Below are 23,788 nucleotides of genomic sequence, written 5' to 3'. Positions count from 1 at the left end.
GCGTCAGTCCGCGGCTGTCAGCCGCGGCAGGCTACTTTCTTCAAGCAGACTGCGGATATCGGCTGCGGTCAGCCCGGGAAGCATAGGGAGAGGTCCGCCCCAATTCCGAATGCAGGAATTCGCACAGGAGGCGATTTCCATGGACGAAACCGGCAGCTTCGTGGCGATACCAAGCGTTGCGGCAAGAGACCGGATTCCATTGACTGGGTCGAGGCAGGCGCCAGGTACCAACTCCCCCACGCTGTCCCAGAACCGATTCAAGGTCGCAGCGTCCCCGAATCGCGAATCACCCTGCAGGATCCTTGCCCACACCGGCCCGATGAGCGGCACGGTGGCTTCGATCTTCCGGACTCTCGCGGCGTAGGAGAGTTCATTGGCTATGTACCAATGCTTCATCGGATAAGGAGTCACCGAAATCAACGCCCCACTGGTGTGGGTGGCCGCGGACACTAAGCCCAGCGTCTTCCTGTCTGCGGCTGGCTGCTCCAGACCTGCGGAGAGAATCGCCCTCGCAAGGTTGATGGCCGTGCGTTCGATGGTTCTTGGTCGAGGCGTCCACGCAAAAACGCCTGCAACTCGCAGAAATGCCTCCATCACGCCCTCAGCCACTAGGTGAGGAGGCAAGGTCTGTGTCAGCTCCGCATCAAGGATCGCGATGTCAGGGCGAAGCGATTCGCCGAGAACCAACCTACGACCAGCCGGTGTCAGGATCGTTGCAGTGGAGTTGACTTCAGATGAGGTCCCGATCGTCGTGGGTACCAGGGCGAGAGTAATTGACCTGCGCCAGCTGCCTCCAAGCGGAACCAAGCCTGATCTGGCGCTCCTGACGGCAAGGTGCTCCAGCCTCCCGTCCTGCTCGGCGCATACCACGGCAATTTTGACCGCGTCCATGACCGAACCGCCGCCAACACCCAGTACCTCTCTCGGACCGAGCTGCCGAATTCGGGTAACGATCTGCCTAATCTCCTCGAGGCGCAGCCCACCTTGACCCACCGAGACCTCAAGAACGTCGGTAGCGGTCCCGTCGAAGCGCTTCTCCGACACCTCAGCCGCACGGTCGACGATGATCATCGTCGTACCACTGCCTGATGACTGTACGAGATGATCCGCCAGCGCCTGATCACCGGATAGAACACGGACGCTCATCGTCCCTGTCCATTGAAATATGCGGCCAACCCACCATCAATGCGAGCCAGCATCTCTCGGATGCCTGAACTCCCATAAATGTAAGCGGGCAACAATTGGATGCTGCTTGGACCGGGGTGAACGATGACCCCGTGGTCGAAAATCGAACCCACAACGTCCATCACCTCCGCCCCCGAGAGAACATCACCGTTCAGATGCCGGAGGTGAATGCCCCTGAAGAGGCCTCGACCAGATACGGCCGTAACGTTTGATCGACGCATCAGATTTTCCAAGCCGTCAGACAGTTCCAGGCTCAACCGCTCGACCAACGACGATACTTGGATTCGGTCCATCTCGTGCAAGGTTGCGATGATCGCAGCACAGGTCACGGGCGTGCCTGCCTGCGTCTCCCCGTGAACGAACGTGGCGTTTGCAGCCTTCATCTGCTGCACGATCTGATGTCCGACCAAGATGGCGGCGGCCGGGAGAGTCCCATTGGTGAGCGCCTTAGAAGCGATGAGAGCGTCCGGGGCCTTCTCCCATACTTCAGATGCGAACATCGGACCAGTACGCCAAAACCCTGTAGCAACCTCATCCGCGACGAGCAGGAAGCCCACCTCGTCGCGAAGCTCTTGAACTTTGGCTAAGAATTCCGCTGGAAGAGCATGGGCGCCGCTCCCGAGAACGGGCTCCAGAACCACTGCACCGACACGGCGGCCCTCACGCCGCACGAGTGCCTCTAGCTGAGTGCCCCCATCGTCATGAGCGACGTGACGAATGGTTCGCCGATCCACCGCGTACACGGACTGCAACAAGTCATCACCGCTCAGGCTCTGGCTGCCATACATCGTGCCGTGATAGCTACCGTGGAGACCGATAACCAACTGCCGTTCCGGAGCGCCTTTCGCATGCCAGTATTGACGGACTAGCTTCATTACCGCGTCATTTGCGGCTCCACCAGAGGTCGAGAAGATCACTTTGCCGTAGCGCCCTCGGCCTGCACGATCCAGCAATACGCTGGCAGCATCTTCCGCGGGCTGGTGCACCGAGCGAAAGAGCGTCAAATAGGACGCCTCTCGCAATGCGCGTTCAATGCTCTCGGTGATGAAAGCATTCCCAAACCCCAGCGGAGCATTCCACAAGCCGCTGGCCGCGCAGAGTCGTTGCGTACCGTCCTTATATCGAACCGTCACGCCAGAGGAGCTCAGTGCAGTCCTCCGGTCGTCAATCTTGCTCGCCGACGGAAGCAGAAATGGCCAGACGTCCTGACGGTCAACTGAATGTCCAAGATCAGATGCAAACGTGTCGGTCACTTGATCGCTCCAACGGGTTGCCCAGGGACGGCAACGCTCACCTTGAGGCTCTGTTGCACCTGCAGGAGCCCCTGTGCGACAGACTCGCTGCTCGCCGCAAGAGTACGGCACGCCCGGTCGATTGCCAGCTCCAGCGAAGAAGAGCTCTGGATAATTTCGACTAGCCCAGCGGTATCGCGGCTGAGGCGATGCCGGCTTCTCGTCTCCTGGTTCAGGAGCAAATACTCGCCCCCCTGACGAGTCAGGAAGGGTTCCCGACCACATACGACAGCGTCAGCCCGATCGTCCGCAACCAGGCTCATCCCGAATCCGACCAAGTCGATATCAGCTGGAACAAGCTTCAGCGAGCGCAACAGCTCAACGGCACCAACAAAACGCCCGACCGAAGCAAAACGCATCTGGTCGCGGTCCAGCGTTCGTTCAGTTACCACCCCAGAGATTGCTGCCCAAGCAGGAAGCTCGGAAACTGTCTCACATTCGGCTAGATCAGCGATGTCAAGGTCCCCGCCCTGCATCCCGAACGCGGTTGATCCACCCGCCTTGCAGTAGAAGCGGCTTGGCCGGGTCGCTGCCGCCAGGTCCAACAGCGGGAAACGATCAGCGAGAAGGACGCTGGGATTCAGCAAATGTTCCGGAAAAACTCCCAGCTGCAACGCAGCCTCGGCATCTTCGACCAGCGCGGCCCAGCCGTCGTCACCGCTGAGGTGAACTACTGTCGGACCAAGTACGTCCACAAACCCCGAAGCAACGTAGTCCTGAACTTCGACGACCTGACCGTCAAGGAAGAGCTGGTCGCCTGGTGCGCTAAGAGCGCCGTCGTACTCGACCGCCATCCGATGGTCCCCAGCGATGCTAGATCCCGCGGGAACGAACGCGACATCGACCTTCGGAAGGGCATCGCTGGCGACTTCAGGATCGACCCCGTACTCAATGAACGCGTGCTTCGCCCCCGGTCGAACGCTTCCGACCACCCATTGCTCCAGAGCCTGCACGGCCAACTTTTCCTGCACTCTTCCACTCCCCAATAGACGAACATACCGGTCAACCCGTTTGATCAAGAAGGATAGTACATACGTCTGAGTAAATGTCCAAGGCACCAGTCAGAGCGTTCCTCCAGGTTGCACGTATGTCAACGCCGGCGGCTAGACTCGTAGGCATGAATGAGGATCGATCCACCGAGACAGACTCCACAAACCGCGCATACGGGATTGCAATGATCCTTGGCTGCATTGCAATAGCTGTCATGGGCGTGACATTCTTCGTCGGCGCCGCAGGGTGGTGGTCATACGCAACCGGGGTCGTCGCCCTGGCCGGCGCGGCTTTGCTGGGCTACTTCGGGATTCGCGCGATCACGAAGAGTTCGAAGTAGCCCAGTATCGATCTCAGCTGGATGTAAGGCGCGGATCCCGCGATCTGCTACACGTCCATCGCATCCTGCAACTACAGACCAGGATCATGCAGCACTCGTGATCCAACCCGGGCTACGTTCTGGTTCGGACATGTGGTATTCAGTGGTGGCTCGAGCCGAAACCGTCATTCTCCGTCTGTTCGGTCGTGTGGAGTTTCTCTAACTCCTGGCAGCTCAACGGACCGTAACGGTAATCGGCACGTACCTTCCCACAGGAGTCACTCTCTCCACCGCGGCTGCCGATTTTCTCATGCGCGGCTACCCGGAACCCCTTCTGCCCCGCATTGAGTCCACCCCGGCTAGATCCTGCGCTTTCACTGCACCGATGCTCCGGCCCGAACTGTGACACGTCCCGCTCTCCCTTGGATGCTCACCGAGGAACAGCTCACGACCAACGGTGAAATCTTCGAGGGGTATCTCACCGACTACCACGCTCGCCAAATCGAACAACGCCGGGCAATGGAGAAACGCCTCAAGCAGCTCATAATGCGGGAACGTAACCTACTCGACCTCGCCGCAGCCGGCATCTACGACGGCACTATGCTTCGCACCAAACACCAAGAAAATGCCATCGGACAATCCGCCATCCGTGACCACCTCATCAACACGAAACAGGCCATCGAGCACGGAGTGAAGTCGGCATTGGCCTACATCACGCTGCTCAGCGATCCTCAGAGGCACTACCGCAATGCGAGCGACACTACGAGGCGACTCATCATCGATGCCCTCTTCGGCGAACTCTGGCTCGGCCGTGCCGATGGAGACAATAACCCCGCGGTAACCGGCACCCTCCAAGCACCCGTCGCTGCTCTCTTCGACAGGATCCAGGAGAACGACGTAGCCATCCCCCAGGAAACGAAAAACCACCCAGCCCTTCCGGGACTGAGTGGTCAATTCGACACAACACCCAAAAACCAACATGTCTCTGGTGTGAATAAGTTCACCGTGGTGGGCCCTACCGGGATCGAACCGATGACATCCACGGTGTAAACGTGGCGCTCTACCAGCTGAGCTAAAGGCCCTTCTCTGCCGTCCGCGCTGCGGTCAACAGGTATCAACCTTAGCGGATGCCCAGTTCAGCGGGCAAACGGCGGCGCCGCAAACAACCCTGCCGCGGCACCCTCCGGAGGAAGCAGCCCGCCGTCGTCGTGCGCGGGTCAGTGCGCTCGGGGCACCGGAGGCGGAAGCAGCGCGCGGGCGAACGCCCGCAACGTCTCCGAGGTCCCGCTGTGGAGCCGCACCGTGGCGAGTTCATCACCCCTGGTCGGGCCCTGGTTGACCACCACCACCGGGGTGCCGGCCTTGTCCGCCTGCCGGACGAAACGCAGCCCGCTCATGACCGTGAGCGAGGTCCCGGCCACGAGCAGCACATCCGCCTCCTCCACGAGCTTGAGGGCACGCGCCAGACGCGGCTTCGGGACGTTCTCCCCGAAGAACACGAAATCCGGCTTCAGCACTCCCCCGCAGCGCGGACACTGAGCGACCACGAACTCACGGGCCAGGGCGTCATCGATCTGTGCGTCGGCATCGGGCGCCTCCACGACGCCCAGCGCCTCGGCACGCTCGATGAACCCGGGGTTGAGCGCGGTCAGCATCTCCTCGAGCGTCCGGCGCCGCAGCAGATCGCCGCACTCGGTGCAGATGATCTGGTCGACCCGGCCATGCAGATCCACCACGTTCTCGCTGCCGGCGTCCTCGTGAAGCCGGTCCACGTTCTGCGTGATGACGGCCTGGATGACCCCGCCGCGCTCCAGTTCAGCCAGCGCGAGGTGACCGTCATTGGGCTCGGCCCATTTCACCCGTCGCCAGCCCAGATGATTCCTGGCCCAGTAGCGCTGCCGGGCTTCGGCGGAGCCCATGTACTCCTGGAGCGTGATCGGGTTCGACGGTCGCGAATTCGGACCGCGATACGCCGGAATGCCGGAATCCGTGCTGATCCCGGCACCCGTCAGCACCACCACGGCACGGGACCGGAGAAGGTCCTGGGCCTCCTCCAGCGCCTCGTCCGTGGCGATATCGGTCATGCCGAGAGTTCCGCCAGCGCCTGACGGTAAGCCTCGAAGTCCCGGGCCTGGCCGCGGGGATTCACCACGCCGTAGCGGACCACGCCCTGGGCGTCCAGGATGAAGGTGCCGCGGACGGCCATGCCCGTCTCCTCGTCGAACACCCCGTAGGCCCGGGCGGCTTCGCCGTGCGGCCAGAAGTCCGAGAGGAGATCGAAGTCATACCCCTGCTGATCGGCCCAGGCACGCAGAGCGAACTTGCTGTCCACGGACACGGCCAGCACGCGGGCGTCGAGCCCGGCGAACAGGGAGATGTTGTCCCGGATCTCGCACAGCTCACCCGTGCAGATGCCGGAGAAGGCGAACGGGAAGAACACGACGACGGCGGGCCGGCCGCGCAGCGAACTGAGCGTCACCTGCTCGCCGAACTGGTTCACCAGGGTGAAGTCGGGTGCCTCCTCCCCCACGGCCGGTGAGACCAGCCCCAGGGGGTTCGCCACTTGTTGAGACATCACTTCTTCTTCCGGAACACCAGTCGGGTCCCGGACCAGTCCTTCGCAGCGGACAGGGTTGACGTGCAGTGCAGACCCGCGGTGGGGGCGGCGTGCTGGATGTCCGCGGGAGCGACGTATCCGTCCCGGCCGGACTTGGGGGTCAGAATCCAGACCACACCGTCGCCTTCGAGGGCGGGCAGGACATCGACCAGGGCATCGACCAGGTCGCCGTCCTCGTCGCGCCACCAGAGGATGACGGCGTCGACTACTTCCTGTTCATCCTCATCCAGCAGCTCCGAACCGGTGATCTCCTCGATGTCCGCGCGGAAGTCGAAATCGACGTCCTCGTCGTATCCGAACTCCTGGATCAGGTCGCCGTCCTTGAAACCCAGACGGCTGGCAGTGGTGACGTCCGCGACGGCGTCGGCCTCGCTCACTCGTTCCTCCTCGTAGTAGGCCGGTCACTTCATTCCGGCCCGCGTCACTTCCCATTGTGATGCATGGGCGGCGCTTTCGCAGCGGTTGACACCGATTTGTCGTCAGGGGCCGTTTCCGGAGGCGCGGACCGCGCGCAATGCAAAGGTTCCCAAATGCGAAGGCCGCGATGTGAGGGCTAGAGTGATCCATGAACACGAGTGAGTCACGTCCGGAACCCCGGCCGTGCAGGACAAGTGACCAGTTGAGAGTGCCGGAATCACCTGACCGGCGCCCGGAAGCGATTTGCCGCGCGCGGTAGCCCCTGGATCAGCGAGGCGCCGCAGTTGCATCAAAGAGAGGTTTGACGTGGCTGCTGAAGAAATCACCCCTTCGATCCTGAGCGGTCTGACCGCCGGTATCCCCGATGCGGATCCCGAGGAGACCAGCGAATGGGTTGAGTCATTCGACGCCTTGGTGCGCGAGCAGGGCACGGAGCGCGCACGCTTCGTCATGCGTTCCCTGCTGCAGCGCGCCGGCGCACAGTCCGTGGGCGTCCCCATGGTCACCACCACCGACTACGTGAACACCATCCCGGTGGACCAGGAACCCGCGTTCCCGGGCAACGAGGAACTGGAACGCCGTTACCGCGCCTACATGCGCTGGAACGCCGCGATCATGGTGCACCGCGCTCAGGATCCCCGGATCGGCGTCGGCGGCCACATCTCCACCTACGCGGGTGCAGCGACCCTCTACGAAGTGGGCTTCAACCACTTCTTCCGCGGCAAGGACCACCCGGGCGGCGGCGACCAGGTCTTCTTCCAGGGCCACGCCTCCCCCGGCATGTACGCCCGCGCCTTCATGGAAGGCCGCCTGAGCGAGGAAGACCTCAACGCCTTCCGCCAGGAGAAGTCCAAGGCCCCTCACGGTCTGTCGTCCTACCCGCACCCCCGTCTCATGCCGGAGTTCTGGGAATTCCCCACGGTCTCCATGGGCATCGGCCCCATGAACGCCATCTACCAGGCGCAGTCCAACCGCTACCTGCACAACCGCGGGCTCAAGGACACGAGCGACCAGCACGTCTGGGCGTTCCTGGGCGACGGCGAGATGGACGAGCCGGAGAGCCGCGGCCTGCTGCAGCTCGCCGCCAACGAGGGCCTGGACAACCTGACCTTCGTGATCAACTGCAACCTCCAGCGCCTGGACGGCCCTGTCCGCGGCAACGGCAAGATCATGCAGGAACTCGAAGCGTTCTTCCGCGGCGCCGGCTGGAACGTCATCAAGGTCGTCTGGGGCCGCGAGTGGGACGACCTCCTCGCCAAGGACACCGACGGCTCCCTGGTCGAGGTCATGAACACCACGGTGGACGGTGACTACCAGACCTACAAGGCCGAGAACGGCGCGTTCGTGCGTGAGCACTTCTTCGGACGCACGCCGCAGACCAAGGAACTCGTCTCGGACCTCACCGATGACCAGATCTGGAACCTCAAGCGCGGCGGCCACGACTACCGCAAGGTCTACGCGGCCTACAAGGCAGCCATGGAGTTCAAGGGCAAGCCCACGGTCATCCTCGCCCACACGGTCAAGGGCTACGGCCTCGGCACCCACTTCGAGGGCCGTAACGCGACCCACCAGATGAAGAAGCTGACCATGGAGGACCTCAAGGCCTTCCGTGATCACCTGCGCATCCCGATCTCGGACGAAGAGCTCGAGAAGGACCTCTACAACCCGCCGTACTACCACCCGGGCACGGACGCTCCGGAGATCAAGTACATGATGGAACGCCGCGCGGCACTCGGCGGTTCGGTTCCCGAGCGTCGTGCCAAGCACGACGAACTGGTCCTGCCGTCCGACAAGGCGTACGAGGTCGCGTACAAGGGGTCCGGCAAGCAGAAGGCCGCCACCACCATGGCCTTCGTCCGCCTCCTGAAGGACCTTCTCCGCGACAAGGAATTCGGCAAGCACGTCGCCCTGATCGTCCCGGATGAGTCCCGCACCTTCGGCATGGACGCGTTCTTCCCCACCGCGAAGATCTACAACCCGAACGGCCAGAACTACCTGTCCGTGGACCGCGAACTCGTCCTGGCCTACAAGGAAGCCGCAACGGGTCAGCTGATCCACCCCGGCATCAATGAGGCCGGCGCCGTCGCCGCGTTCACCGCGGCCGGCACGTCCTACGCGACCCACGGCGTCCCGCTCATCCCGATCTACGTGTTCTACTCGATGTTCGGTTTCCAGCGCACCGGCGACTCCTTCTGGGCCGCCGCGGACCAGATGACCCGTGGCTTCATCATCGGCGCCACGGCCGGCCGGACCACGCTGACCGGCGAAGGCCTCCAGCACGCGGACGGCCACTCGCCGATCCTGGCCGGGACCAACCCCGCCATCCGCAGCTACGACCCGGCCTACGGCTACGAGATCGCCCACATCATGCGCGACGGTCTGGAGCGCATGTACGGCCCGGACTCGGACGACCGGAACATCATGTACTACCTCACGGTGTACAACGAGCCGATCCACCAGCCCGCGCAGCCGGAGAACGTGGACGTCGAGGGCATCACCCGCGGCATCCACCACATCAGCTCCCCGAGCGTCGACGGCCCCCGCGCCAACGTCTTCGCCGCCGGCGTCTCCGTCCCCTGGGCTCTCGAAGCCCAGCAGGTCCTCGCCGAGGACTGGGGCGTGGCCGCCGACGTCTGGAGCGTCACCTCCTTCAACGAACTGCGCCGTGACGGTGTGGCCGTGGACGAGCACAATCTGCTCAACCCGGAGGATCTCCAGACCCCGTACATCACGCAGAAGATGGCCGACAACCCCCACCCGGTGGTCGCCGTCTCCGATTACATGCGCGCCGTGCCGGACCAGATCCGCCAGTACCTGCCCAACCGCTTCACCAGCCTGGGCGCGGACGGCTTCGGCTTCTCCGACACCCGCCAGGCCGCCCGCCGCTTCTTCAAGAACGACACCCACTCGATCGTGGTCGCCGTTCTCCAGCAGCTGGCCGCCGAAGGCAAGGTGGACGCGGCCGCACCGCGTCAGGCGATCGAGAAGTACGACCTGACCAACGTGAACGCCGGGACCACGGGCGGCGCGGGCGGCGACGCCTGATCCCCGTCCACCGACGCTGCTGACAACTGAGGCCCGCATCCCACCGGATGCGGGCCTCGGCCGTCCCTGCGCACAGCGTCAGCCGCGCACGACGACGGCGGACGGGCCGCGCCGTCGTCGTGACGGCAGGTGGAACGCGCCTCAGTTGTAGCCTTCACACAAAGCGCCTGGCACTAAGCTTCATAGCATGACGCAGTCCGAAGGAAAGCCCTCGCCCATCCCGTCCGCCTCCGCGGACAAGGCCGAGACCTTGAAGAAGCTGCGCGCCAACGTGGGGCAGCTCTCCACCAGGACCACCCGGCAGCTCGAAGCGTCCCTTCCCTGGTACGCACGGCTCAGCGCCGACGAACGATCCACGCTCGGTCTGGTGGCGCAGAACGGCATCGCCGCATTCGTCACCTGGTACGAACGGCCCAGTTCCCCGGCCTGGATCCTGTCGGACGTCTTCGGCACCGCCCCCAGCGAGATGACCCGGGCCATCAGCCTGCAGAAAGCACTCCAGCTGATCCGGATCGTGGTGGAGGTGGTCGAGGAACAGGTCCCGGTCCTGGCCCCGGAGAAAGCGCAGCCCGAACTCCGGGAAGCCGTGCTCCGGTATTCCCGCGAAGTCGCCTTCGCGGCGGCGGACGTGTACGCCCGGGCGGCCGAATCCCGCGGTTCCTGGGACACTCGGCTGGAAGCCCTGATCGTCGACGCCATCCTGCGCGGCGAGAACACGGACGCCCTCCGGTCCCGGATCGCGGCCCTCGGCTGGAAGGCCCAGGAACGTTTCACCGTGGTGGTGGGCAAGACCCCCCTCGAGACGAGCGCGAGCTACGTGAGCGAGCTGCGGCGCACCGCCGGCCGGTACGCCGACGACGCTCTGGTGGGCATTCAGGGCGACCGCCTGATCCTGGTGCTCGGCGGACTCCATGACCGGGAGAACTCCCTGGCGAAACTGAGCGAACTGTTCGCCCCCGGTCCCGTGGTGCACGGCCCCGAAGCGGCTTCGCTGACCGACGCCAGCCTGTCCGCGCAGGCGGCTTTCGCGGGGCTGACCGCCGCCCGCGCCTGGCCCGCGGCGCCCAGGCCGGTGGCGGCGGGAGACCTGCTGCCGGAGCGGGTCATCTCGGGCGATGAAACCGCCAGGCGACAGCTCGTGGCCGGGATCTACCGGCCCTTGCTGGCCGCCTCGAACGGACTGGTGGACACCCTGAGCAGCTACCTGGAACTCGGGCACTCCCTCGAGGCGACGGCCCGCGAGCTGTTCGTGCATGCGAACACCGTCCGGTACCGGCTCAAACGGGTCTGCGACGTGACCGGCTGGGACCCGCTGATCCCCCGGGAGGCGTACGTGCTGCAGACCGCGCTGGCGGTCGGGCGGCTCGCTCCACCGCAGCGACCCGCGCACGACCGGCTCGCAAGCCGCCCACATTGACCCATTCTTGTAGACTTCCTACAAACAGGCCCCCTGAGCTTCGTTCAAGCAAACAGGCGGCAATGTCACCTCGATTTGGAAAGCTGATTAAGTGCTAGCAATCGTCTGCCCCGGACAGGGCTCCCAGACCCCCGGTTTCCTCGCGCCCTGGCTGGAGGTCCCCGGCGTCGCCGAGCACCTGGCCGCCCTGAGCGAAGTGGCTCAGCAGGACCTCGCCGCGCATGGAACCACCTCCGACGAGGAGACCATCAAGGACACCGCCGTCGCGCAGCCGCTCATCGTGGCTGCGGGCCTGGTCTCCGCGAAGGCGCTCTTCGACGTCGAGCTCTCGACCCTGCCCGTCACGCTGGCCGGTCACTCGGTGGGCGAGATCACCGCGACCGCCCTCGCCGGTGTCCTGAGCGAAGCCGACGCCATGCGCTTCGTGCGGGAGCGGGCGAACGGCATGGCCGAGGCCGCAGCCGTCACGCCCACCGGCATGAGCGCCGTCGTCGGCGGTGACCCCGCCGAGGTGCTCGCCGCGATCAAGGCTTCCGGCGCCGCCCCCGCGAACGTGAACGGCGCCGGCCAGGTGGTGGCCGCAGGCACCTTCGAGCAGCTCGAGGCCCTGGCCGCCAATCCGCCGGCGAAGGCGCGCGTGATCCCGCTGAAGGTCGCAGGCGCCTTCCACACCACGCACATGGCCCCAGCTGTGGCGGCTCTGGACGTCCTCCAGCACGAACTGGACATCCACGAGCCCCAGGTGCCGCTGCTCTCCAACTACGACGGCCGGCTCGTCGCGAACGGCAAGGCCGGGGTCGCCAGCCTGGTCGCCCAGGTCTCCCGCCCGGTCCGCTGGGATCTCTGCATGGAGACCCTCCTGGCTCAGGGTGTCAAGGGCCTCATCGAGCTCTCCCCCGCCGGCACGCTCACCGGACTGGCCAAGCGCGGCATGCCCGGCATCAAGACGGTCGCGGTCAAGACCCCGGCCGACCTCGACGCCGCACTGGCCCTCTTCGCCGAAGTCGAGCAGGACGCCGCACCGGGCGGCTCCGGCCACCACGCCGCGGGGAACACCGAGGGCGCACAGGCATGACACCCGTCCTCCGGCAGGACGAGGTCAGGGCGGGGACCCGCATCCACGGGGTGGGGGCTTTCCGTCCAGACGTCGTGGTCACCAACGACGACGTCTGCCAGTGGATCGACTCCTCGGACGAGTGGATCCGCCAGCGCACGGGCATCGTGACCCGGCGCCGCGCAGCGCAGGACGTGAGCGTCATCGACATGGCCGAAGGCGCCGCGCGTGACGCCCTGGCCAACGCCGGGATCGAAGCGTCCCGTCTCGGCGCGGTCATCGTCTCCACGGTCTCGCACCCGTTCGCCACGCCGTCTGCGGCCACGGCCCTCACCGAGCGCCTCGGCGCGACTCCGGCCCCCGCCTATGACGTCTCCGCCGCCTGCGCCGGGTACTGCTACGGCGTGGCCCAGGCGGATGCCCTGGTCCGTTCCGGGGCGGCCGAGTACGTCCTGGTGGTGGGCGCCGAGAAGCTCTCCGACCTCATCGACAACCACGAACGCACCATCTCCTTCCTTCTCGGGGACGGAGCCGGGGCGGTCGTGATCGGTCCCTCCGATGAGCCGGGCATCAGCCCGTCCATCTGGGGATCCGACGGCAGCAAGTGGGGCGCCATCGGCATGACCCACTCGCTCAACGATGTCCGCGGCCTGGAGACCCTGGCCGCCGAGGGCGATGACGAAGCCGTCGTCTCCGCCGCACTGAACATCTGGCCGACCATGCGCCAGGACGGGCCCACCGTCTTCCGCTGGGCCGTCTGGGAGATGGCCAAGGTGGCACAGGCCGCCCTGGACGCGGCCGGAGTCAGCGCGGAGGACCTGAGCGCGTTCGTGCCCCATCAGGCCAATATGCGCATCATCGACGAGATGGTGAAGCAGCTCAAGCTTCCCGAGCACGTCAAGGTCGGGCGGGACATCGCCGATTCGGGCAACACGTCCGCCGCGTCGATCCCCCTGGCCATGCACCGCCTGCTCGAGGAGAACCCGGACATCAGTGGCGGCCTCGCGCTGCAGATCGGCTTCGGGGCCGGTCTGGTGTTCGGCGCGCAGGTGGTCCGGCTCCCCTGAGCCTCACGACTTCCCGACCACAACTTCACAACCACCGGTCAGCACCAGCTGACCGTCAAGCCCCGGCAGCTGCCGGAACAACACAGAAAAGGAGCCGACATGGCTAGCAACGAAGAGATCCTGGCCGGCCTGGCTGAAATCGTCAACGAGGAGACCGGCCTGGCTCCCGAGGCTGTCGAGCTGGACAAGTCCTTCACCGAGGACCTGGACATCGACTCCATCTCCATGATGACCATCGTGGTGAACGCCGAGGAGAAGTTCGGCGTGCGCATCCCCGACGAAGAGGTCAAGAACCTCAAGACCGTCGCCGATGCCGTGAACTTCATCGCCAACGCCCAGGCCTGATCGCCTGCTGCCGGAGCTGACCATCCCGGGATGACCTCATCCCGGGATGGCGCTCCCTGGCAAGGCCCGCCCACGCTCACCTCCCCGGAGAGGACGCACGGCCGCCTTGCCCGTGCCGGACGCCGTCCCAGGAGGCGTCCACCACGGCACTCCCCTGAACCTGACGCCCCTCGGGGCAGACCCTTAGATCACTTGGAGAGTGACGATGCCTCGCAAAGTTGTCATCACCGGCCTCGGTGCCACCACGCCCATCGGCGGCGATGTCCCCACTCTGTGGAAGAACGCCCTCAAGGGTGTCTCCGGCGCGCGCACCCTCGAGGACGAGTGGGTCAGCACCTACGAGCTCCCCGTCACTTTCGCCGCCCGCTGCTCCGAACCGGCTTCCGAGAAGCTCAGCCGGGTCGAGATGAAGCGCATGGACCCGTCCACCCAGTTCGGTGTGGTCGCCGCCCGTGAAGCCTGGGCGGACTCCGGCATCGAGGACATGGACAAGGACCGCCTCGGCGTGGCCTTCGCCACCGGCATCGGCGGCGTCTGGACTCTCCTGGATGCCTGGGACACCCTGAAGGAGCGTGGCCCGCGCCGCGTCCTCCCCATGACCGTGCCCATGCTCATGCCCAACGGCGTGGCCGCTGCCGTCAGCCTGGACCTCGGCGCCCGCGCCGGCGCCCACACCCCGGTCTCCGCCTGTGCCTCCGGCACCGAGGCGCTGCACCTGGGTCTGGACCTGATCCGTTCCGGCAAGGCCGATGTGGTCATGTGCGGTGGCGCGGAAGCCGCCATCCACCCGATGCCGATCGCGGCGTTCGCCTCCATGCAGGCCCTGTCCCGCCGCAACGACGATCCGCAGCACGCCTCCCGTCCGTACGACGTGAACCGCGACGGTTTCGTCATGGGTGAAGGCGCCGGTGCACTGGTGCTGGAAGCCGAGGAGCACGCACTGGCCCGCGGCGCCCGCATCTACGGCGAACTGGCCGGCACCTCGGTCACCGCCGACGCCTACCACATCACCGCTCCGGACCCCGAGGGCCTGGGTGCCACCCGCGCGCTGAAGGCGGCCATGTTCGACGGCCGCATCCAGCCCGAGGACGTGGTGCACGTCAACGCCCACGCCACCTCCACCCCGGTGGGCGACAAGCCGGAGTACACGGCTCTCCGTGCCGCTCTGGGCACCCACGTGGACGACGTGGCGGTCTCCGCCACCAAGTCCCAGATGGGTCACCTGCTGGGCGCGTCCGGCGCCGTGGAGGCCGTGCTGACCGCTCTGGCCGTCTACGAGCGCAAGGCTCCCGTCACCATCAACCTGGAGAACCAGGACCCGGAGATCCCGCTGGACGTGGTCACCAAGACCGCCCGCGACCTTCCGGCCGGTGACATCGTGGCCCTGAGCAACTCCTTCGGCTTCGGCGGCCACAACGCCGTGATCGCGGTCCGCAACTACTGATCCGCACTCAGCCGCACCACGACGACGGCGCCGCTCACCTCAGGGTGAGCGGTGCCGTTCTCGTTGGGGAATGCAGTTCGGGCTGGGGAAGGACGGTGAGGGCAGGACGCCGCGCTGAACGCCCGTCAGGGGCGCTGTGCCCGACTTTCGCCGATGGTGACGGTGTGCCGGTCGGGGCGGAAACGGCGACGTGACGGCACCCGGGTGGGCCGGTGGCGTGGAGGAGGCCCGGCCCGGGAGTCGCCGGTGTGGATGAAGCGGTCAGCCCACCTGGTGGAGCCAGCGGACGTTGGAACCCTCCGAGGCGTGCCGGAAGGGTTCCAGTTCCTCGTCCCAGGCTTCGCCGAGGGCGAGCGAGAGCTCGTGGTACACGGCGGCGGGGTCGCCTGCACCGGCTTCGTAGGCGAAGCGGATACGGTCTTCGGAGACCATGATGTTGCCGTGGGCGTCGGTGACGGCGTGGAAGATGCCGAGTTCCGGAGTGTGGGACCAGCGTCCACCATCGGTTCCGGGGGATGCTTCCTCGGTCACTTCGTAGCGGAGGTGGGTCCAGCCGCGCAGGGTAGAGGCGAGCTGGATGGCGGTGCCGGGAGCACCGGTCCAGGCCAGCTCAGCCCGGAACATTCCAGGCGCAGCAGGCTGAGCCACCCACTCCAGGGTGGCCGAATCGTCCAGCAGCGATGCAACGGCCCACTCGACGTGGGGGCACAGCGCAGCCGGGGCGGAGTGCACGAACAGCACTCCCCGAGTCATTGCAACAGACATCCCATCCTCCTTAGCCGTAGGTACGTCTTCCCCAACGCCCTCGACTTCACGAAGTCCGGTGATTCCTGTCTGCCTTTCACAGGCTCTTGAGTTGTCTGCGGCGCCTTGCGGCACCGGCCGATGGTTCAAGCAGTGCTTGAACCCCGGCGCTGGTTCTTATTGTGCCGTAGCCTGCGGATTTGTGCCAGTGGCGGAACGACCCGGACCGAATGACCGGCTGTCAGGCCCTCGGGTGCGCCTGACGGTAGCTGTCTCTGAGTCGTTCCACGGAGACGTGGGTGTACAGCTGGGTGGTGGCGGGGGTGCTGTGTCCCAGGAGTTCCTGGACCGCCCGGAGCTCGGCGCCGCCGTCCAGGAGGTGAGTGGCGGCCGTGTGGCGGAGCGCGTGAGGACCCGTGGCCGCGGTGTCTCCGAGGGCGGCGAACCGATCCGCGACGAGGCTGCGGACCTGCCGCGGATCCACCCGCCCGCCCCGGGCGCCGAGGAAGAGCGCAGGTCCGCTGCGTGCCGTGACCAGTGCAGGTCGCCCCCGACGGAGCCAACCGACGATCGCCCGCTCCGCGGGTACCCCGAACGGCACTGTCCGTTGTTTGTCGCCTTTGCCGAGCACCCGGAGTGTGCGGCGTTCGAGGTCGACGTCATCCACGTCGAGCCCCACGAGCTCTCCGACACGGATGCCGGAGGCGTAGAGGGTCTCCACGATGGCCAGGTCACGCAGCGCGACGGGATCGGCCTCCTGAGCCGCTTCCGCCAAGTCGGTGAGGACGCGGTCCATCTGAGCGGGCCTGAGAACGGTGGGGAGGCCGGAGGTGCGTTTGGGTGAACGCAGGCGCAGGGTCGGGTCCTGGGAGACCCGCTCTTCCCGGAGCAGCCAGGCGAAGAAGGTGCGAGCGCTGGCCGCATGTCTCGCCAGGGTGGCCCGGGCCATTCCGCGCGCCGAGTGGTCCGCGAGCCACTCACGCAGCAGGTGAAGGTCCACCTCATCCCACGACGCGGCTCCGGCTTTCACGGCGAACTCCTGCAGCTGACGGACATCGGTGAGGTAGGCCCGCAAAGTGTTGCCGGATCGGCCCCGCTCCCCCGTGAGGTACCGGGCGTACTCGTCCAGGACGTCGTCGTGGAACGGGGCTGGACTCTGTGGCACCTCTCCACTCTGCCGCCCCTGAGGTTCAGGATCAAGCCGGTGTTGGGGGTGGCCGACGGACCGGTGCAGTCTCCTCCCACCCTCATGCGGAATCCCTTGTCGGGCCACGGCGCCACAGCGCCCCGACCGATTCCGCCAATCCCAGCACCTGCAGCCGCCCGAGCCCGGCACGAACGGCGAGCAGTCCAAGCCCGGCCACCACGCACAGCTTCTCCGGAGGAACCGGCGTCCTCAGCGGCAGAGCGTCCAGGAGCACCAGGTCCTCCAGTGTCAGGCCGTCCTGGATCGCAGTGTCGTTCCGGGCCCGGACACCGTCGTTCGAAGCAGGGTGCCCTCCGAGCAGTTCCAGGACTTCCTGCACCTCCGTGACGAGGACGGCCCCGCCGTCGCGCAGGAGTCGGTGGCAGCCCGCACTGTTCGCTGAGAGGACCGAGCCGGGTACGGCGGCCACCGCTCGTCCGAGGGCCTCGGCATGATGAGCGGTGTTCAGAGCGCCGGAGCGCCAGCGTGCCTCGACCACCACCGTCGCCCCGGCGAACGCGGCGATCATCCTGTTCCTCTGCAGGAACCGGTAGCGCGTGGGAGCCGCGCCGGGCGGAACCTCTGCCAGGACCAGTCCGCGCCGTGCCACCGTCCGCAGAAGCTCGTCATTGCCGCTCGGGTAGAACCGATCCAGGCCGCCGGCCATGAAGGCCACCGTCGGGGCGCGACCGGACTCGGGATCGCCGCCGGCGAGCGCCGCACGATGAGCATGCGCATCAATGCCATATGCGCCGCCCGACACCACGGTGAACCCACGACGGGCCAGCCCGTGGGCGATGTCGGCACTGACCGTGGCGCCGTAGGCCGTCGAATCCCGTGACCCCACCACGGCCACGGCGTGCGCGGCCCCGGGGAGAAGCGAAGGGGCCCCCCGATACCAGAGCCCGAGTGGCGACTGCAGTCCCAGATCCTCCAGCTGCTCCGGCCAGTACTCGTCCGAGGGGATCAGGAAGCCGCCGCCGAGCCGTTGCAGCACCATCAGATCCCGTTCGGGTGCCAACGATGGCACCCGTGGTCTCCAGCGGGCGAAAGCGGTCCCCAGTCCCTTCCACGAGGTGCTCCCACCGTGCTCGGTGAGCACCTCGTGAACGGACTGTTCGTGCCTGGGGTCCGGATCGCTTCCCGAGACGATGACGGCGAGCGCTTCCTCCGGGCCGAGTGCGGCCACCAGAGCGAGGCCCACGGCGTCCTGTGGCTCGAACAACCGGGTCAGGGAGGCACGGGCTGCACGCTCGCTCATGCTGTCGCCTCCGGGGTCCGCAGCGCGAGTGCCAGGCCCACGTGGTCAGCATCAGGAGAGCTCTCTTCCGCCAGATCGGCGAGGGTCCACGCCAGCCGGAGCACGCGGTCGTAGCCACGCGCGCTGAGAGAACCCCGGTCCATCGCCGCGTCCAGGATCCTGGTGGACGCACGATCCAGCCGCAGGCCGCCGCGGAGGATCTTCCCGGGAACCATCGCGTTGGTCTCCAGACCGAAGCGCCCGAGCCGATCCCTCTGGGCCAGACGTGCCCGCCGCACCCTCTCCCGCACCACGGCGGTGCTTTCGTTCCGTCCCTGCGAATCCAGGTCCAGGCGGCTGATCTTCTGCACTCCGAGCTGAATGTCCACGCGGTCCAGCAAGGGGCCGGAGAGCCTCCCGAAGTACCGCCTCCGGGCCAAGGGTGTGCAGCTGCATTCCAGCCCTTTGCCACTCGCCTTCCCACACGGACAGGGGTTCGCCGCCAGGAGCAGCTGGAACCTGGCCGGATAGGACGCGATTCCTCCCGCCCGGTGAATCACGAGCCGTCCTTGTTCCAGGGGCTGACGCAACGCATCCAGCACTCTCCGGTCATACTCCGGCGCCTCGTCCAGGAACAGCACCCCGCGGTGTGCTCGCGAGGCGGCACCGGGACGGGGCAATCCCGCGCCGCCGCCGACGATCGAGGCACACGTGGCCGTGTGATGAGGGTTCTCGAACGGCGGGCGGCGGACGAGCTCGGTGCGGATCTCGCCCTGAGTTGCCAGCGAGTGGATGCTGGTCACCTCGAGGGCGGCGTCGTCGTCCAGTGGCGGCAGCAGACCCGGCAACCGCTCTGCGAGCATCGTCTTACCCGCACCCGGAGGGCCGACCATGAGCATGTGGTGCGCCCCGGCCGCGGCGACCTCCAACGCAAAGCGCGCCTCGGACTGTCCCGCGACATCCGCCAGATCCGGCGCTGCGCCGGACGAACCCGTCGTCCCGGCCGCCGTGCCGGGCTCCGCAGGATCGAAGTCCAGGTTCAGCTCCTTGGGGTCCGCCCCGAAGTCCAGCACCAGCCGTGCGAAGGTCCGGTACGAGGACACCTCCGCACCGGGCACCAGGGACGCCTCCGCCGAGTTGCCCCGCGCCACCACCACGCGGGTATGCCCGGCCCTCACCGCGGCGGCCACCGCAGGCAGCACCCCACGCACCGGACGGAGCCGGCCATCCAGCCCCAGCTCCGCCAGGAACACCACCCCCTCGGTACCCCGGATCTCACCATTCGCCGCGACAGCCGCGACGGCTATAGCAAGATCGAACCCTGAACCCCGCTTGGGCAGCGACGCCGGAAACAGATTCACCGTGATCTTCCGACGGCTCAACGGGATACCCGAATTGGCCGCACAGGCGCGGATCCGCTCCCGGGACTCGGAAAGCGCCGCATCCGGCAGACCGAGAATGACGAACCCCGGAAGCGTGTTCCCGATGTCCGCCTCCACCTCGATCACCCGGCCTTCCAGACCGTTGAGCGCCACGGACAAGGATCGCCCGACCCCGTTCCGGCCCGCCATCAGCCGATCCCCTTCAGATGCTCGATGACGGGTTCCTCACCGCGCGGGGTGATGACGGCGATCGCATCCAGCCGTCGGCGCGGCAGACGCAGCCGCCGCTCCCCCACCCAACGGCACGCCAGCCGGTGCAAGCGAGCGAGCTTGTGCTGCGTCACCGCTTCAAAGGGGTGCCCATAGTCCAGACTGCTTCTGGTCTTGACCTCGGCCACCACCAGGGTGTCCCCGTCCACGGCCACGATGTCCAGCTCGCCCTCGGCGCACCGCCAATTCTGTTCCACCACCCTGATCCCCTGATCTTCCAGGAAATCCGCGGCAAGCTCCTCGCCCCGCCGCCCGAGCACGTCCTTCGGCCTCATCCGAACCACCTCCACGCCCAGTCTTCGACACGGGAGGACGAGCGGAGGAAGCGGATCACGGCATGTGGAAATCTCCCGGTCCGGAGCATCCACAGGGCTCCGCAGACGGCAGCCGTCGTCTCGACGACGCCTCAGTGACGCCTCAGTGACGGCTCACCGGCGGCTCACCGCCGGCTCACCGATCCTGTGCGACGGGCACGTTCTCAGGTGCGGCCACGTCTCCCTTGCGATCACGGATCATCAGCAGCGCACCGCCCAGCACGGTCAATCCGCCACCGACCGAGACCGCCCACGAAACCAAGCCCCCGCCGGAGCCGGCCAGGGCGAAAAGCACGGAAACCGCGGCAGCGGCCGCGAGCGAGCTGAGCGCGGCGACGGACGCCGTGGTCGACACGACCCGGCCGGTCAGTTCCGGGGGCGTGACGTCCAGGAGGATCGGGGTCTGAACGACCGCATACAGGCTGAACAGGAACCCGCTCGCGAACATGAGCGCGAAGGAGAACTGAAGGTTCGGGATCCAGGCCAGCAAGCCGTAGCTGACGCCCAGCGAGGTCAGACTCGACGAGAAGAGCCGTCGTAGGCTCCATCGCTTTACCCATCGGTGCGCGGCCACCGCTCCCACGAAGCCGCCGACACCGAACAATGACGAACCCAGCCCGTAGTCGATCAGCGTCCCGCCCTTGGTGTCCACCCACAGCAGCACCAGGGCCACATTGTTCACGCCGAGAGGAACGCCGTACAGCACGGAACCGAGCAGAACGTACCGGAGCCGCGGCACGGTCCAGGAGACCTTCCACCCCTCGAAAAGCGCGCCGAGGAAGCCGGGTCTCGAGACTGCAGGGAGTGGGCCGCCAGGGTGACCCCGCGGGAAACCGGACAGGCTCAGGACCGTCCCCAGCACGAACAGCCCGGCGATGAGGATCAGGCAGAGCTCCAGCCCGGCGAAGCTGAAGGCGAAGGGACCCAGGGAAGCCGACACGATGCTCAGAGCCGTGAGCACGGTCATCGACAGACTCGACGCCGTCCCTCGCAGGTCCGGCTCCACGAACTGCTGCACGGTCTTGGCCCTGGCCGAGGTGAACAGCTGATTGAACGTGGAACAGGCCACCACGAGGGCCAGCAGGAGCACCGCGGTGACGGGCACGTCCGTTCGGCCCAGGAAAGATGCGACGGCGGCCACTGCGGCGAAACCCGCCCGGGCGGCGGTGGACAGCTTCACCGACCTGGCAGCGCCGAGCGAGTCCGACAGGACGCCCATCACCGCGGCGCCGAAAATCCTCGGGAGGGTGGAGAACACCACGTAGGAACCGATGAGGAGCGAGCGCAGCACCGGATCACCGACGGTGGCGGCGACGATCCAGCAGTACACCACGGATTCCAGGAGGAACTCCGCGAAGATGGTCGCCGACATCACCTCAAGGAGCCGCCGGAATTCCGGGATCCGCAGGACGGAACCGCGCGCATCACTCACGTCGATCCTCCCGCGGGGACGGTCAGTTGCCCAGGTCGCCAGGCTGGGGAAGGCCCAGATCCTCGTTGCGCGGCAGTTCCTCTACGTTGACGTCCTTGAAGGTGATGACCCGGACGTTCTTCACGAAGCGTGCGGTGCGGTAGACGTCCCAGACCCAGGCGTCGCTCAGATTCAGATCGAAGTAGACCTCGCCGTCGGCGCTGCGCGCCTGCAGGTCCACGTGATTCGCCAGATAGAAGCGCCGTTCCGTCTCCACGACGTAGCTGAACAGCCCCACCACGTCCCGGTACTCCCGGTACAGCTGGAGCTCCATCTCAGTCTCGTAGTTCTCAAGATCTTCGGCACTCATGGTTCCATCTTCCCCCAGCCGAGACAGGAGTGCACACCAGCTCGCGGGCGGGTCAGAGGAGTTTCCAGCTCCGGCGGTGATGGTCGCAGGGCCCGAGCTGCCGGATCGCGTCTTTGTGCGCCGCGGTTCCGTAGCCCTTGTTGACGTTCCAGCCGAACGCCGGATGCTCCTCCGCCAGCGCGGCCATGATGGCGTCGCGCTCCACCTTCGCCAGGATGCTGGCGGCGGCCACGCCCTGACAGTCCATGTCCGCCTTGATGCGCATGGTCACCGGGATGTCGCGGATGTCCACGGAGGTGGCCACCTGCCCCGGTGCGGCTGCCGCGACAGGCGGCGCGGACTGAACTGAAGCGACGACGGCGGTGCCCCCGCCGCGCAGGCCGGCCACGCCGTCGTCGGCAGGGAAGAGTCCGGCCGGCTCAGCGCCGTCGCCGGCGGTCCCGAAGAGGTCGAAGAGAGACTCCTCGGGACGCTTGAGCCAATTGTGCTTGCCATCCAGCAGGACCGCGTCGGCCCTACCGCCCGCGGCAACCACCCCGAACCACGCACGCTGCGCGGCCAGGGCCAGTGCCTCCACGATCCCCAGGGAATCGATCTCGGACGCCTCGGCGTGGCCCACGGCGCTGAATGCCGCCCACTCCCGGACCACCGGCGCGAGTTCCTCCCGCCGGGCGGCCTTGAGGAGCTTCGAGTCACGCACCTCCGGCAGCTCCACCAGCTCCTGGAGATCCAGAACCGTCAGACCCACGCTCACCGGACCGGCCAGAGCGCCCCTGCCCACCTCGTCCAGGCACGCCAGGTACCGGACCGACGGCCCGGCGAGAGAACGTTCCATCTCCAGAGTGGGAGCGGGCATCGGTTACTCCCCCGAGTGCGTGGTGCCCACGGCGGCACCCTGGTCCGGACGGCTGTCCTCGGCCGCCTTGGACGGGGACGGGACATCCTTGAACACGTCGGGGTAGTTGTCCAGGACGGACATCCGGTTCAGCGGCAGCACGATCACCGCGGCCCGGCCCTGCACGTCCTTGATATCGACGAAGCCGTTCCCGGGACCGTCCACATGAGCCCGGGAGTCCGCGGAATCGTTCCGGTTGTCACCCATGACCCAGATCTTGCCCTCCGGCACGACGATGTCGAACGGCTTCACCACGGGCGCGCTGTCCGGGTTGATGTACTTCTCATTGAGGCTGGTCCCGTTGATCTGGAGCCGGCCCTGCGCGTCGCAGCAGACCACGTGATCGCCGGGCAGGCCGATGAGCCGCTTGACCAGGTACTGCTTGGTGTCGTCCGGCTGAAGGCCGAGGAACACGAGCGTGTCACCGACCCAGGCGAACGGCCCGCGGTTCTCCACCGGCGCAGGAGGCAGCCAGCCCTTGGTGTCACGGAACACCACCACGTCACCGCGTTCCAGGCCGATGGGACTGGGCACCAGCCGGTTCACGAAGATCCGGTCATTCACCTCGAGGGTGTGGACCATCGACGGGCTGGGCACGAAGAAGGCCTGGAACAGGAAGGTCTTGATGAGGAAGGACAGCACCACCGCTGCGGCGACGATCCCTCCGACCTCTTTCAGGAAGGACAGCAGGGGATGGTCCTTCTTCCGCTGCCGAGCCCGGCTCTTGCGATCCTGCGGAGCCTCTTCAGGCTGGGGTTCCGGTTCGGGAAGGTGTGCTCCCAAT

The 23,788-nt window shown here is 66.5% G+C and carries 23 protein-coding genes and 1 tRNA gene; 7 read left to right on the top strand and 17 right to left on the bottom strand.

The genetic code is table 11. The features are described 5' to 3' along the window. Nucleotides 1-3: 3 nt before the first annotated feature. From AB4Y75_RS04860 to mpaB, 3 genes are read right to left on the bottom strand one after another with little or no spacing between them, the layout of a single operon-like run. Complete coding sequence (locus AB4Y75_RS04860; protein ID WP_441434729.1) at nt 4-1,146, bottom strand: iron-containing alcohol dehydrogenase; 1,143 nt, start codon at nt 1,144-1,146, stop codon at nt 4-6. Further along, on the bottom strand, nt 1,143-2,438 hold the full coding sequence (gene mpaD, locus AB4Y75_RS04855; protein WP_441434728.1) for a daptide-type RiPP biosynthesis aminotransferase: 1,296 nt from the start codon (nt 2,436-2,438) through the stop codon (nt 1,143-1,145). The genes AB4Y75_RS04860 and mpaD overlap by 4 nt, the downstream gene beginning before the upstream one ends. Beyond that, complete coding sequence (gene mpaB / locus AB4Y75_RS04850; RefSeq protein ID WP_441434727.1) at nt 2,435-3,448, bottom strand: daptide biosynthesis RiPP recognition protein; 1,014 nt, start codon at nt 3,446-3,448, stop codon at nt 2,435-2,437. The genes mpaD and mpaB overlap by 4 nt, the downstream gene beginning before the upstream one ends. A 146-nt stretch (nt 3,449-3,594) precedes the next feature. Here mpaB and AB4Y75_RS04845 point away from each other — a divergent pair, with 146 nt between their 5' ends. Next, a complete protein-coding gene (locus AB4Y75_RS04845) occupies nt 3,595-3,807 on the top strand; it encodes a hypothetical protein (RefSeq protein ID WP_441434726.1) in 213 nt (70 codons plus the stop codon). A gap of 540 nt (nt 3,808-4,347) precedes the next feature. On the opposite strand, the gene AB4Y75_RS04840 is transcribed toward AB4Y75_RS04845, so the two are convergent. The 5 genes from AB4Y75_RS04840 to AB4Y75_RS04820 form a co-directional block, all read right to left on the bottom strand. Continuing rightward, entirely contained in the window at nt 4,348-4,767 is a 420-nt protein-coding gene (locus AB4Y75_RS04840; RefSeq protein ID WP_441434725.1) for a hypothetical protein, read from the bottom strand. Between the two features lie 25 nt (nt 4,768-4,792). Further along, nucleotides 4,793-4,868: transfer RNA gene (locus tag AB4Y75_RS04835), tRNA-Val, on the bottom strand. Nucleotides 4,869-5,003: 135 nt separating this feature from the next. Next, nucleotides 5,004-5,870: an NAD-dependent protein deacetylase gene (locus tag AB4Y75_RS04830; RefSeq protein WP_441434724.1), complete on the bottom strand. Its 867-nt coding sequence runs from the start codon at nt 5,868-5,870 to the stop codon at nt 5,004-5,006. After that, the gene (locus tag AB4Y75_RS04825) at nt 5,867-6,361 is read right to left on the bottom strand and encodes a peroxiredoxin (RefSeq protein ID WP_441434723.1); all 495 of its coding nucleotides are present in this window, start codon (nt 6,359-6,361) and stop codon (nt 5,867-5,869) included. Before AB4Y75_RS04825 ends, AB4Y75_RS04830 begins: the two co-directional genes overlap by 4 nt. Then, nucleotides 6,361-6,780, bottom strand: a complete 420-nt coding sequence (locus AB4Y75_RS04820) for a DUF3052 domain-containing protein (RefSeq protein WP_441434722.1) — start codon at nt 6,778-6,780, stop codon at nt 6,361-6,363. The genes AB4Y75_RS04825 and AB4Y75_RS04820 overlap by 1 nt, the downstream gene beginning before the upstream one ends. A 346-nt stretch (nt 6,781-7,126) precedes the next feature. On the opposite strand from AB4Y75_RS04820, the gene aceE reads away from it, so the two are divergent. From aceE to fabF, 6 genes are all read left to right on the top strand, one after another. Next, a complete protein-coding gene (gene aceE, locus AB4Y75_RS04815) occupies nt 7,127-9,865 on the top strand; it encodes a pyruvate dehydrogenase (acetyl-transferring), homodimeric type (RefSeq protein ID WP_441434721.1) in 2,739 nt (912 codons plus the stop codon). 187 nt (nt 9,866-10,052) lie between these two features. Further along, nucleotides 10,053-11,282, top strand: a complete 1,230-nt coding sequence (locus tag AB4Y75_RS04810) for a PucR family transcriptional regulator (protein ID WP_441434720.1) — start codon at nt 10,053-10,055, stop codon at nt 11,280-11,282. A 91-nt stretch (nt 11,283-11,373) separates the two neighbouring features. Further along, a complete protein-coding gene (locus AB4Y75_RS04805; protein ID WP_441434719.1) occupies nt 11,374-12,357 on the top strand; it encodes an ACP S-malonyltransferase in 984 nt (327 codons plus the stop codon). Further along, nucleotides 12,354-13,403: a beta-ketoacyl-ACP synthase III gene (locus AB4Y75_RS04800; RefSeq protein WP_441434718.1), complete on the top strand. Its 1,050-nt coding sequence runs from the start codon at nt 12,354-12,356 to the stop codon at nt 13,401-13,403. Before AB4Y75_RS04805 ends, AB4Y75_RS04800 begins: the two co-directional genes overlap by 4 nt. Before the next feature lie 99 nt (nt 13,404-13,502). Then, nucleotides 13,503-13,748, top strand: coding sequence for an acyl carrier protein (locus tag AB4Y75_RS04795; protein ID WP_066210694.1), 246 nt, complete (start codon nt 13,503-13,505; stop codon nt 13,746-13,748). Between the two features lie 205 nt (nt 13,749-13,953). Then, nucleotides 13,954-15,192 (top strand): beta-ketoacyl-ACP synthase II, encoded by a 1,239-nt coding sequence (gene fabF / locus AB4Y75_RS04790; RefSeq protein ID WP_441434717.1) that lies wholly within the window; start codon nt 13,954-13,956, stop codon nt 15,190-15,192. A 261-nt stretch (nt 15,193-15,453) separates the two neighbouring features. On the opposite strand, the gene AB4Y75_RS04785 is transcribed toward fabF, so the two are convergent. From AB4Y75_RS04785 to lepB, 9 genes are all read right to left on the bottom strand, one after another. Next, a complete protein-coding gene (locus AB4Y75_RS04785; protein WP_066210699.1) occupies nt 15,454-15,957 on the bottom strand; it encodes a DUF3145 domain-containing protein in 504 nt (167 codons plus the stop codon). A 220-nt stretch (nt 15,958-16,177) separates the two neighbouring features. Beyond that, nucleotides 16,178-17,101, bottom strand: coding sequence for a tyrosine recombinase XerC (locus AB4Y75_RS04780; RefSeq protein WP_441434716.1), 924 nt, complete (start codon nt 17,099-17,101; stop codon nt 16,178-16,180). 82 nt (nt 17,102-17,183) lie between these two features. Beyond that, nucleotides 17,184-18,383: a DNA-processing protein DprA gene (gene dprA, locus AB4Y75_RS04775; protein ID WP_441434715.1), complete on the bottom strand. Its 1,200-nt coding sequence runs from the start codon at nt 18,381-18,383 to the stop codon at nt 17,184-17,186. Next, nucleotides 18,380-19,933 carry a YifB family Mg chelatase-like AAA ATPase gene (locus AB4Y75_RS04770; RefSeq protein ID WP_441434714.1) on the bottom strand — a complete coding sequence of 518 codons (1,554 nt, stop codon included), beginning with the start codon at nt 19,931-19,933 and terminating at the stop codon, nt 18,380-18,382. Before AB4Y75_RS04770 ends, dprA begins: the two co-directional genes overlap by 4 nt. Then, a complete protein-coding gene (locus AB4Y75_RS04765) occupies nt 19,933-20,298 on the bottom strand; it encodes a YraN family protein (protein WP_441434713.1) in 366 nt (121 codons plus the stop codon). Before AB4Y75_RS04765 ends, AB4Y75_RS04770 begins: the two co-directional genes overlap by 1 nt. A 166-nt stretch (nt 20,299-20,464) precedes the next feature. Continuing rightward, nucleotides 20,465-21,760, bottom strand: a complete 1,296-nt coding sequence (locus AB4Y75_RS04760) for an MFS transporter (protein WP_441434712.1) — start codon at nt 21,758-21,760, stop codon at nt 20,465-20,467. 22 nt (nt 21,761-21,782) lie between these two features. Further along, a complete protein-coding gene (locus AB4Y75_RS04755) occupies nt 21,783-22,109 on the bottom strand; it encodes a DUF2469 domain-containing protein (protein ID WP_441434711.1) in 327 nt (108 codons plus the stop codon). A 52-nt stretch (nt 22,110-22,161) separates the two neighbouring features. Further along, the gene (locus AB4Y75_RS04750) at nt 22,162-22,965 is read right to left on the bottom strand and encodes a ribonuclease HII (RefSeq protein WP_441434710.1); all 804 of its coding nucleotides are present in this window, start codon (nt 22,963-22,965) and stop codon (nt 22,162-22,164) included. Nucleotides 22,966-22,968: 3 nt separating this feature from the next. Further along, on the bottom strand, nt 22,969-23,787 hold the full coding sequence (gene lepB, locus AB4Y75_RS04745) for a signal peptidase I (RefSeq protein WP_441434709.1): 819 nt from the start codon (nt 23,785-23,787) through the stop codon (nt 22,969-22,971). Between the last annotated feature and the right edge of the window lies 1 nt (nt 23,788).

This window comes from Arthrobacter sp. RAF14, assembly GCF_052114185.1.
In the GTDB taxonomy this organism is placed as follows: domain Bacteria; phylum Actinomycetota; class Actinomycetes; order Actinomycetales; family Micrococcaceae; genus Arthrobacter_E.
The sequence above is the reverse complement of the archived record's forward strand: the minus strand, read 5'-3'. Positions and strand labels throughout refer to the sequence as shown.